Source organism: Streptomyces sp. NPDC058459 (assembly GCF_042721685.1).
Classification (GTDB): domain Bacteria; phylum Actinomycetota; class Actinomycetes; order Streptomycetales; family Streptomycetaceae; genus Streptomyces.
In genome coordinates, this window is sequence record NZ_JBHXLV010000212.1 from 1 (window position 1) to 10,935 (window position 10,935).

Annotated in this window: 7 protein-coding genes; 2 read left to right on the top strand and 5 right to left on the bottom strand. The window is 74.1% G+C overall.

Translation table 11 applies throughout. The features are described 5' to 3' along the window. Positions 1–268: 268 nt before the first annotated feature. Positions 269–424, bottom strand: a complete 156-nt coding sequence (locus ACFWN1_RS27660) for an anthrone oxygenase family protein (protein ID WP_384367507.1) — start codon at positions 422–424, stop codon at positions 269–271. 81 nt (positions 425–505) lie between these two features. After that, positions 506–1,993, bottom strand: a complete 1,488-nt coding sequence (locus ACFWN1_RS27665; protein WP_384367510.1) for an alpha/beta hydrolase — start codon at positions 1,991–1,993, stop codon at positions 506–508. An 83-nt stretch (positions 1,994–2,076) separates the two neighbouring features. Here ACFWN1_RS27665 and ACFWN1_RS27670 point away from each other — a divergent pair, with 83 nt between their 5' ends. After that, positions 2,077–3,063 carry a MerR family transcriptional regulator gene (locus ACFWN1_RS27670; protein WP_384367513.1) on the top strand — a complete coding sequence of 329 codons (987 nt, stop codon included), beginning with the start codon at positions 2,077–2,079 and terminating at the stop codon, positions 3,061–3,063. Here the strand turns inward: ACFWN1_RS27670 and ACFWN1_RS27675 are convergent. Continuing rightward, positions 3,060–6,038, bottom strand: a complete 2,979-nt coding sequence (locus ACFWN1_RS27675) for an ABC transporter substrate-binding protein (RefSeq protein WP_384367516.1) — start codon at positions 6,036–6,038, stop codon at positions 3,060–3,062. The two genes, ACFWN1_RS27670 and ACFWN1_RS27675, sit on opposite strands and share 4 nt — an antisense overlap. A gap of 200 nt (positions 6,039–6,238) precedes the next feature. Here ACFWN1_RS27675 and ACFWN1_RS27680 point away from each other — a divergent pair, with 200 nt between their 5' ends. Then, the gene (locus ACFWN1_RS27680) at positions 6,239–8,551 is read left to right on the top strand and encodes an ATP-binding protein (RefSeq protein WP_384367519.1); all 2,313 of its coding nucleotides are present in this window, start codon (positions 6,239–6,241) and stop codon (positions 8,549–8,551) included. Here ACFWN1_RS27680 and ACFWN1_RS27685 read toward each other — a convergent pair. Both ACFWN1_RS27685 and ACFWN1_RS27690 read right to left on the bottom strand, forming a co-directional pair. Then, positions 8,515–8,979: a response regulator gene (locus ACFWN1_RS27685; protein WP_384367522.1), complete on the bottom strand. Its 465-nt coding sequence runs from the start codon at positions 8,977–8,979 to the stop codon at positions 8,515–8,517. The two genes, ACFWN1_RS27680 and ACFWN1_RS27685, sit on opposite strands and share 37 nt — an antisense overlap. After that, entirely contained in the window at positions 8,976–10,760 is a 1,785-nt protein-coding gene (locus ACFWN1_RS27690) for a PP2C family protein-serine/threonine phosphatase (RefSeq protein WP_384367525.1), read from the bottom strand. Before ACFWN1_RS27690 ends, ACFWN1_RS27685 begins: the two co-directional genes overlap by 4 nt. Between the last annotated feature and the right edge of the window lie 175 nt (positions 10,761–10,935).

Here is a 10,935-nt window from a genome sequence, read left to right on the forward strand (position 1 = left end):
GGGTGGGGTCATGGGTGTGCGTCCTCAGGGCTCGTGGGGTGAGCGGACGCAAGAAAGTTAGGAGCCTATGGAAATGAAGTCCATGAAGCTGCGCAAGATTGTTACAGGACGACGCAGATTCTCGACTAGACAGAGGGGGAGTTTCTCGGCCACATGGAACCCGCGGAGACCTTCGGGCAGGAGACCGACGCCCAGCCGCGAGTTGGACCTGATGGACGAGGGGCGGTGAGCGCTGCGGCGCCCTGAGGCGGGCCCCGCCGCGCTTGCCTCAGCGGCTGACAGCCAGGGCCGTCATCACGAAGGCGCCGACGGCGAACAGCGTCCGTACGGTGTGCGGGAGCCGCCATCGGCCTTCGAACGCCGTGCGGGCGGCCCGCTCGTCGTCCTGCGCCCGCCACGACTCCAGCGCGTTGTTCAGGGGCACCACAGATCTTGTCCAGGAGGCGCCAAGGGGTGCGCGGCCGATCGCCCGCGCCTGTGCCGCCGCCCCCTGGAACAGGGGGGGTCAGGCTCTCAGGTGGCCGAGCACCAGGCGCATGGCCTCCCGCACGGCGGCACGTGCCTCGTCCGTGTGGTCGAGCGTCTCGAAGGCGTGCCGGCAGTGCGGGGCGGCGACCACCTCCACCGACGCCCCGCACGCACCGGCGGCTTGCAGGAAGCGCTCCACCGTCGCGTCGAGCGCCGGGTCCTCCAGCCCGACGCGGGTGAGGACGACCGGCAGCTCACCGGCTCCGCGCACCGCGGCCACCGGGCGGAACCGGTCGCCCTCCGTGCCGTGGTCCGGAAGGGGTTCCAGCATCGGGTAACTGGCCGCAAGGCACCGCAGCCAGGGTGGGGGCGCGGACAGCCACGGTGCGGACAGCGGGCTGCCGCCGGAGAAGAACCACAGGGCCACCCGGCCGCCGTCGACCCTGGGATGCTTCCGGACGAGGTCGAGGGCGGCGGACACGTCCTCGGCGGCGCGTTCGAGATCGCCCGGTGCGTGCAGCCGGTGGTCCAGCGTCACCCCCACGGCGCCCAGCCGGGCGGCGAGCCGGGCGTAGCCGGTGAGGGCCGGCCAGTCCCGGGGTGTCGGCAGCGTGCCGGCGGGCAGCGGACCGCCGTGCACGAACACCACGGCGGGGCGACTCGCCTGGCCGTCGGGCAGATACAGGTCGACGTGATCCGTACGCTGCCGGGGCCGGTCGGGCACCTCCAGGACGAACGGCCGCAGATGGCTGGGGACGTGGCCCTCGGGTGCCGCGAGGCTCTCCCCCTCGCCGGCCGCCGCCCGCCGCAGCACCTGCGCCAGCAGGTCCGGCTCGGACAGCATCGGCCAGTGCCCGGTGGGCAGTTCGAGGAAGGTGTTGCCCGGCCGGGTGAGCAGGCCCAGTCGTGGATCACCGAGGGACGCCACGAAGCGCAGCCGTTCGACGGTCGAGCCGTCCGCCGTGCACAGGACACCGGTCCTAGGGATGCCGCCGGCCTCTTCGGAGAGCCGGAGCGGCTGGGTGAGAGTGGCGGCGGCCTGCGGCAGGGCCCGCGTGGCGAGGCGGTCGAGCATGGCGGAGGTCAGCCCTTCGGTGCTGCCCAGCCGGTGCCATTCCCCGGGCGCCGGCGGCGGCACCTCGGTGGCCCCGCTCTCGGGACGTGGCAGGGCGGGGAGTACGTCGAGAGCGGTGTCACCGTCCTCGGGCAGCCCGGCCGCGTCCAGGTGGACGACCCGCACCACCCGGTCCCGGCGCCGGTCGGCGGCGCCCAGCGCCGGAAGCAGCCCGTACCCGTGCCCGACGAGCACCACGGGCTCCCCCGAGGCGTCGACCTGGCGGACCACCTCGGCGATGTGCGTCTCCAGGTCGGCCGGGCCGCTGTCCCCGGGGAGGGTCGCGCGGAGGACCCGCGCCCCCGAGCGCCGCAGCACGGCCGCCACCCGGTCCCACACCCAGTCCCCCGTGTGCGCCTCCGGCACCAGGACGAACGCGGCCTCGGTCCCTGTGTCCACTGTCATCCCCATCTCCTCCCACTCGTCCGGCGCGGTCCTGTCGCCGGCCGCGCGCGCCGCTACCGTAGGAACTCCCCCTGGAGGAGGTTCAAGGCGTGACCAGCAGCACGGCGGGCGACGCGTCCTGGAGCATCGGGGAACTGGCCGCGCGGGCCGGCGTCACCGTGAAGACCGTCCGCTTCTACTCCGACCAGGGACTGCTGCCGGAGGCCGGACGCAGCTCCGGAGGCCACCGCCGCTACGGCCCGGAAGCACTGGGACGACTGCGGATGATCCGCTCCCTGCGCACCCTCGACCTGCCGGTACCGGACGTGGGCCGGGCGCTGGAGCGGGACGACGCGCTGGCGGACCTGGTCGCAGACCGCCTGCGCGAACTGCGGCCCCAACTCGTGGCGCTGCGCTGGCGGGAGGCGGCGCTGCACCTCCTCACGGACTGCTCGCCGGAGGAGCGTGCCCGGCGGCTGGACCTCATCGGCGCGATGGGGCTCCCGCCCGACACCGACGTACTCGCCCGCTTCTGGCGCCGGTGGCTCTTCCCGGCCCGGCTGCCGGCGCCCTTGCTGGCCGGGATCGTCGACGTCGCGGTACCCGCACCGCCCCACGACCCCACTCCGGCGCAGGTGCTGGCCTTCGGACGGCTGCGGGCGATCGTCACGGCGCCCTGCCCGCCGGGCGTCGTGGACCGGCCGCCCGCGCCCCGTCGGTTCCGGGACGGCTTCCGTCCCGCCGTCCTCTACTCCGGGCTCCGGGAGGCGTACGACCTCGCCGCCCCCGAGCTGCGGGCCGGGCGCGCTCCGGTCGGGGGTGAGGCCCTCGACCGGTACGTCGCGGCCTGGGCGGATGCCGGGGGCGCCCGGGACAGCGCGGCGTTCCGGCGGCGGCTGACCGGCGTCCTCGCCGACGAGCCCCGTCTCGATCACTACTGGGACGTCGTGTCCGAGCTGGCGACCCCGCCCGGCGCCCCGCCGGAGCCCACGCCGGGCGCGGCCGAGGCGTGGCTGCGCGAGGCACTCACCGGCGCGGGGCCACGGGCGTGGACGACGGCGGACTCCGATCCACCGGGCCGACGGACACCCCCCTAGGGACGCGGCTGTGGGGAGGACGGCGCCTTGCGGTCCACGTCGCACTCCTTCTCCGTCAGGGGGCGTCTGTCGCCCGCACGGCGGGAGCACAGGACGGTGCGGTCGTAGTGGGCGCCGCCCGTGTTGGCGACGCGGACCAGGGAGATGGCGTAGTTGTCGCGGGTGCCCGGTTCGAGTCCCTGGTCGCGGGCGTTGTCGTGGGTGACGGCGGTGAAGTCGACGCGGCCGGTGGCGAGGTTGTCGATGTTGGTGCGCAGGAGGCCGGACCACGCCTCGGCCCGGCCGCGCGGCTTGCCGTCGCCGGACGCGGCCCGGTAGAGCACCTCGGTCGCGTCGTGCGTGAGCATGGTCTGCCCGTCGCTGAGCGCGCTGTCGGTCTGCGGGGTCGCCGCGTTCAGGCCGAGCACCTTCTCACTCTCGGGACCGAGTTTGCGCAGGTTGTTGACGAATATGGTGCCCTGCTTCTTGGTGCCGGGGGCGGTGAGGACCAGGTGGTAGAGGGTGACGTTGGCGGCGACGCTGCTGCGCTCGGAGTCGAAGCCCGCCTGGGAGAGGTCGTCCCCGGCGAGGACAGCGATCTGCTTGCCGTTGCAGCCGGGCTCGGAGGTGATGCCGTCCATCAGGGCGTTGACGTCCTCGGTGCGGCCCGCGAAGTAGACGACACGGGGCACCTCGCCCTCCTGGCAGATCTGGTCGACCTGGCGGCCGAGGACCGGGCGGCCGTTGCCCAGCTCGTACCGTTCCAGCCGGTCGACCCGGTAGCCCACGTCGGTGAGCATCCGGGCGCCGTGGTCCATCTGCTCGCGGGTGTAGCGGTCGTGGGTGGCAGGGCTGCGGCCGAGGACGACGGCCCGGCCGGCGGTGCCAAGGCCCCGGGTGCCGGGTGCGCGCAACTGCTCGGCCAGCAGCCTGAGTTGCCGTACCTGCCACTGGTCGGTGGCGGCCAGGTTGAAGAAGTTGGGCTTGTCGAGCAGCCAGGTTCCGGAGTTGGTGCCGGAGACGACGGGGAGTTCGGCCTGGCGCAGGGTCTCCAGCACCTGGTCGGTGTCGGTCATGTCGCGGCCGATGCCGACCACGCCGACGATCGTACGGTCACGGCGGGCCACGTCCACGATCCGCTCGGCCATCGTGGCCTGACTTGCCATGTCCGTCCCGCCGTTGGCGACCAGCAGGCGCAGCTTCACGGGCTGGGAGGCGTTGTTGGCGTGCTGGGCGATATACGCGCCGCGCAACTCCTCGAAGCCCTTTACCAGTTGGTCGTCGTTCTCGCCCTCCGGGTCGGGTCCGCTGAGTGGACCGGCGTAGACGAGCGTGACGTAGCCGCTGTTGCCGATCGACGCGTTCTCCTCGCGGATCAGCTCCTGGAGCTGCCGGGCGACCGGGAAGGTGACCCCGCCGGTCGCCACGCCGACGCACTCGGGGCCCTTGCCGCCCGGCGGCTCGACGCGGCGGGTGTCCTGGTTGGCGCCGCGCAGGTCGCTGGAGCAGTACCGGCTGGTCAGCCGGTGGTCGCGGACGCCGAGCCCGAGCCCGGTGGCGGCGAGGACGAGAGCCAGCGCGGGCAGCGACCACAGCCAGGTCCAGCGGGGGCGCCCGGTGGACAGCCGGGAGCGGCGCGGGGAGCCCACGCCGAGGTCGGGGTGGAGCAGCAGCCCCTCCGGCAGCGGCACCCGCAGCACCCAGGGCAGGGTGCTGCCCTCCAGGCTGGGCGACTGGCTGACCCGGCGGGCGCGGTTCCAGCTCGCGTACCAGGCGGGCAGGTCGGCGCCCGAGCCGTCGAGGTGGCTCGCGGCGGGTTCGGCCGCGTAGCTGCGCTGGAGCAGGCCGATGTCCTCGTGCCGTACGGCGGCGATGACGAGCAGCGGGTCGAGTTCGCTGCGGATGCTGCGGATGTCGCTGATGGCGCGCAGGAGTTCGATCAGGCCGTTGTCGGGGGTGGCGTCCGGGAGGACGAGCACCGGCGGGGTGGGGCGCTTGCGTCCGCGCAGGTCGAGCGACCAGGCGCGGTGCGCGTCGCGCAGGTCCTCGCGCAGGGCGTGCACCCGCAGCTGGAGGTGGCGCCGCTGGGCGTCCTCGTCGCCGCTGCCGGTGCGGTGCTCGTCGAGGAGGCCGCCGTCCTGGATGTCCCGGGCCACGGCGGCGACCCGCTGGCGCACCGCGCCCGGCGGCCACAGCCGCAGCACGCGCCAGGTGAGGCCCTCGCCCCGGTCGGCGCGCGCGCCCTGATTGAGGTAGGTGGTGCTGAGGAACCAGCGGACCTCGCGGCGCAGCCCCAGGAACACCGGCGCGCGTCCCGGCAGGACGCTCAGCGCCAGCAGCGCGGCCATCACCACGGCGAGGAACAGCAGCGTCACGTACCAGGGCTTGTCGGTGATGAGCACCGCGACGACCGCGATGAGCAGGGCGGGGACGGTCCGGGAGGCGTCGGTGGCGGCGTCGCGGAGCCGGGCCGTCCACTGGATGCCGCCGGGCCGCCAGCCGGTGCGGTTCAGCCCGTGCAGCAGCTCGTCGGGCTCGGCGTCGGGACCGGCCTCCCGCGCGACGTTCTCTATGGCGAGGAGCAGCTCGCTGCGCGGGAAGGTGTACTGGCCGTACTGGCGTTTGCCGCCGCGCCAGGCGTGCTGTTCCACGTACGGCTCGGTGCCGGAGCGTGCGGGCTTGCCGCCGAGCGCCTGGACGACCCGCAGGGCGCGCACCATGGGGCTGCCGCCGTCGCCGGGACGGGCCGGCGCGGACGGCCGGACGGCGGCGAACGGCACGCCCCTGGACCGCAGCTCCTGCCGCAGCTCGGCGAGGCTGCCGCGTACTGCCTCGTCGCCCTGCGGTGATCCGGCGTCCGCGTACAGCACGAATTCGGGCAGCGCCATGGGGCTGCGGCGCCGGAACGCCTGGAAGATCGCGTCCAGCATCTCGATGAGACGCGGGGTGGTCGCATAGTGCCGTCTGCTGTCCGCACTGCCCAGGCGGGTCACCAACTCGTGCTCCTCAGGGTCGACTTCGTACTCCTTCCGGACAAGGAGTGGGGTGAAGTCTGCCCAGCCGGCGCGTCGCGCGGGGGAGAGTGGCACAAATGTGACCAGCCCGCTGCGGTACGGGCACGGGGGACGGAAGCGGGCGGCCGGCGGGTGGCTTTGTCATCATTGCCCTTTCGGCGATCGAAAAGGGTGAGTCCGGTATGGACCAGGACTGGTTGTCCCAGCGTGTGCGCAGCGCGGAGGCGTCCGTTCCGGGCGGCTTCGACCTGTCGGTGTGCGTGACCGAGCGGATTCACCTGCTGGGCGGTGTGCAGTCGTACGGCACCCTGCTGGCGGTGGACCCGGCGACCGGGCTGGTGGACACCGCCGCCGAGAACACCGGCGCGCTGCTCGGGCTGGACGCGTCGGAGCTGGTGGGGCGGCCGGTGACGGCGGTGCTGGACGCGGCGGACTGGGCGGAGGCGGTGGAATCGGCAGTGGAGGGCGATTCGGTGGCCGTGGCCTTCCCCGTGACGGCCGGCGCCGAGCCGGTCAGGTCGGCCTTCGACCTCGGTGTGCACCGCCGGGACGGTCTGGTGATGCTGGAGTTCGAGCCGCGCGATCCGGACGACGTGCTCCGCTTCGCCGGCTTCTACCAGGGCGTCCGGCGTGCGCTGCGCCGGCTGCGGTCGGCGGGCACCGTACTGGACTGCTGCCGGGCGGCGGCCCGCGAGGTGCGGGCGCTGACGGGATACGACCGGGTGGTCGCGTACCGCTTCGACGGGGCGAACGGCCCCGGCGAGGTCGTCGCCGAGGACATCGCCGCCGGGCGGGAGCCATGGCTGGGGCTGTGGTTCCCGGCCACGGACATCCCGCCGCAGGCCAGGCGGCTGTACGAGGAGAACTGGATCCGGGTGATCGCGGATGTCGACGACCCGACCGCCCGCCTGCTTCCCTCCGTCCGGGCGGCCACCGGTGAGCCGCTGGACCTGTCGGGGGCGGCGCTGCGTACCGTCTCGGAATTCCATCTGGAGTACCTGCGCAACATCGGGGTGCGTTCCTCGATGTCGGTGTCGCTGCTGCGGGAGGGCCGGCTGTGGGGGCTGATCGCGTGCCACGGTGACGCGCCCACCCGGCTGGCACCCGAGGTGCGGTCGGCGTGCGAGCTGTTCGGGGTGGCGTTCTCCATGCAGCTGGCCGCCATCGAGGAGCGGGAGCGGGCCGACGCACTGGAGTGGTCCGGGCGTGAGGCGTCGGCGGTGGCCGAGCTGCTGGACGCCGATGTGGCCGGCTCGCTGCTGCGGCACGAGGCGGAGCTGCGGCGGCTGGTGGCCGCCGACGGCGTACTGCTGCTGCGCGGCGGGCGGGCGTCGGGGGCGGGGCTGCCGGTCTCCCCGGAGCTGGCCGCCGTGCTCGGCCGGTACGCGGCCCGGCTGCGGTCCGGCGAGGTGTGGGCGACGGACCGGCTGGGTGAGCTGCTGGCCGACGACGGCGTGGAGGTGCCGCTCACGGCGGACGGCCCGGCCGGGGTGCTGATGCTGCCGCTGGGTCCGGACGGGGACTGCCTGGCGTGGCTGCGCGCGGAGCGGCCGCTGCCCCGCGCCTGGGCGGCGGACCCGGCCCGGCCGGTGCTGGCGGGCCCGCGCGGCGAGCGGCTGACCCCGCGTGGCTCGGGCGCGGTCTTCCGGTCGATGATGCGGGGCCGCAGCCTGCCGTGGAGCACCCACGACAAGGCCGCCGCGCTGGAGACGGGGCGGCTGTTCACCCGTCTCGTGCTCCGGCACGCGGATGAACTCGCCTCGCTCAACGACGAGTTGCGGATGACCAACCTGGATCTGGACTCCTTCGCGCATGTCGCCGCGCATGATCTGAAGGAGCCGCTGCGGGGCATCGCCAACGCCGTCACCTTCACCCTGGAGGACGCGGCGGACGGTCTGGACGCGACCAGCGTGCGCCGGCTGGAGACGATGCGGCGGCTGGCCGCGCGCATGGACGACCTGCTCAACTCGCTGCTGCACTACGCCCGGATGGGCCGGGCGGGGCTGCACCGGACCGACGTGTCGCTGGACGAGATCCTGGACCGCGCGCTGGACGTGGCGGGCCCGCGACTGGCGGAGGAGCGGGTGACGGTGCTGCGGCCGGAGCCCCTCCCCCGCGTGAGCGCCGACCCGGACCGGGTCTACGAGATCCTGCTGAACCTCCTGGTCAACGCCGCGAAGTACGCCGCCGACCGGCCCGACCGCACGGTGGAGATCACCATGGAGGACGCGGTGGCGCCCGGCGCGGACTCCCCGGTGCCCGCGATGGTGGTGCGTGACAACGGGATCGGTATCGCGGCGGAACTGCACGAGGAGGTGTTCGACCTGTTCCGGCGGCTGCACGCCCCGCAGGAGCACGGGGGCGGCACGGGAGTGGGCCTCGCCGTGGTCAAGCGCATCGTGGAGCGCCACGAGGGACGGCTCTGGCTGCGCAGCGCGCCCGGCGAGGGCGCCGCGTTCTACTTCACGCTCGGCGAGGACGGACCGGCCGGCTGACCCTTGTTCTGCTGCCAGTAGTCCAGGGCGCCCTTGAGGACGGTACGGAAGAGGTCGAAGTTGAGCGGCTTGTAGACGTAGCTGTCCGCTCCGGCCGCGTAGCAGGCGTCGACCTCGGCCGGGGCGGTGGAGGAGGTGAAGACCACCACGGTCATCTCCGCCAGCTCCGGCCGGGCGCGCAGGGACTTCAGCACCGCGAGGCCGCTCATGCCGGGCATGTTCAGGTCGAGCAGCACGATGCCGGGCACCTCGGGCGCGGCCAGCAGCCGGTCGACCAGGCCGTCGCCCTGCGAGGTGAACTCCAGCCGCAGGTGGGGGTGGGTCCGGGACACGGCGCGCTCGATGGCCTCCGCGTCCTCCTGCGAGTCCTCCAGCACCAGTACGCGCTCCATGTCGACCGGCCTGACGGGGGCGTGCCGCGGTGTCATAGCTGTCCTTTCACCCGTGCGATCAGCACGGCCGTGTCGTCGTCGCCCAGGTGCCGGAACGCCGAGGCGGCGGCCACGATCCGGGCGGCGGGGTCGTCGCCGTTCGCCAGCTCCCGCACGGCGGCGGGCAGGTGGTCCTCGAAGTGGGTACCGTCGGCCGACCGGGCCTCGATCAGCCCGTCGGTGAACATCAGCACGGCGTCCCCGTCACCGAGCCGGACCCGCACGGGCTCGTACGTGGCGCCGGGGACCACGCCGAGGAGCAGGCCGTGCGCGGGCACCTCGGTGACCTCTCCGCCGGCACGGCGGAGCAGCGGGCAGGGGTGTCCGGCGGCGGCGATCTCGGCGTCCCAGCCGGTCCCGGCGGGGGTGAGGACCGCGACCAGGGCGGTGACGAAGCGGGAGGCCCGCTCGTCGGTCAGCACCCGGTTCAGCCTGCTCAGCGCGGGGCCGGGCGGGGTGCCGTCCTCCAGCAGCGTGCGCAGGGTGTGCCGGGACAGGGCGGTGAAGGCGGCCGCCTCCGCGCCGCGCCCGCACACGTCGCCGATGAAGAGCGCGACCCGGCCGCCGGCGGCCACCACGTCGTAGAAGTCGCCGCCGACGTCGAGGCTGGTGTCCCCCACCTCGTAGGCGGCGCTCAGTTCGAGCCCGGCGACCTCGGGCAGCGCGCGGGGCAGCAGGTGGTGCTGCAACAGCCTCACGTGCTCGCGTCGTTGGGCGTAGAGGGTGGTGGTGTCGATGGCGAGGGCGGCGCGGCTGGCCAGGTTCTCCAGCGTGCGCAGATCGGCGATGCCGCCGTCCTCGCCGCTGTAGAGGAAGGTCAGGGTGCCCAGGGTGCGGCCGCGGGCGCGCAGCGGGCTGATGCTGAGCGCGGACAGGGCGAAGGCCGAGTCGGCGGCGTCCGGGGCGAAGGGGCCGCCCGCCAGGTCGGCGCCGCGCAGCAGCACGCCGTCACGGCGGGCCGCCCCGGCGCACAGGGTGGCATCCAGCCAGGTGTCGTCATGTGCGATCTTCGCGAGCCGTTCCTGCGCGGCGACCGCCACATGGGCGACGGCCACCGGTTCGAGCCGGCCGTCGGGCCGGAAGAGGTGCACCGCGCACCCCTCGGCCACGGCGGGTACGGCGAGCCGCGCGACCCGGCCGAGGGTCTCCTGCACGTCGAGGCTGGCGTCCATCTGGAGCGACGCCTCGGCCAGGAAGGCGTCCCGCGCCTGTCGCCGTTCGTGCGCACGCGCCGCCAGGATGCGTTCGTTGCTGGCCATCAGCACGTCGGCCACCTGCGCGAGCTGTTCGGCCAGCCGCTCGGCGGTGACCGTGTCGGGCACCTTCTCCAGCCCGACCCAGAGACCCGCGGTGTCACCGGTGGCCAGCGGGAAGACGCACTCCAGCACGGCGGCGGCCCAGGAGTCGAGCAGCGGCCCCCGCACCAGGGTCAGGTCGGCGCGGTCCGGGCCGCTCATGTCGTACAGCCGGGACCGGGGTGCACCGCCGGGCTCGGGCGAGGGCGGGAGGCCGGGACCGCCGGGCCAGCCGGGTGCCGTGGGCAGCCAGGTGACGGGGTCCGCGCCGCCCGCCGGCAGGATGCGCAGGTATGCGGGGTCGCGTGGGTCCCAGCGTGCGCCCACCACGACGGCCGCGCCGGGCAGCTGGATGAGTGCGCGGTACACCTGGTCCGCGATGTCCGTGACGTCCTCGACAGCCATGGCGTTCAGCCAGAGCTGGTGCAGCCACTGCCACCAGGCGCCGGGCGCCTGGTGCGGCGGACCGGCCGGAGTGTTCACGCGGGTCTCTCCATGGGTCCTCATGCTAGGCGCAGTGACCCCGAGGCTCCCGTACGGGGTGTGCGCCCGCGCGACGCGAGGAATTCCGAAAGGGGAATCCGGTGCGCCCGACGATGGGCGCGCGGGGGCCTCTATCACGATGTCACACCGGCGCCGGTGACGAACAGGCATCGAT

What these genes read in the sequence shown, in the direction of transcription:
- ACFWN1_RS27665 (WP_384367510.1), bottom strand. Translation starts at nt 1,993, where the DNA reads ATGGGGATGACAGTGGACACAGGGACCGAGGCCGCGTTCGTCCTGGTG.
- ACFWN1_RS27685 (WP_384367522.1), bottom strand. Translation starts at nt 8,979, where the DNA reads ATGACACCGCGGCACGCCCCCGTCAGGCCGGTCGACATGGAGCGCGTA.
- ACFWN1_RS27680 (WP_384367519.1), top strand. Translation starts at nt 6,239, where the DNA reads ATGGACCAGGACTGGTTGTCCCAGCGTGTGCGCAGCGCGGAGGCGTCC.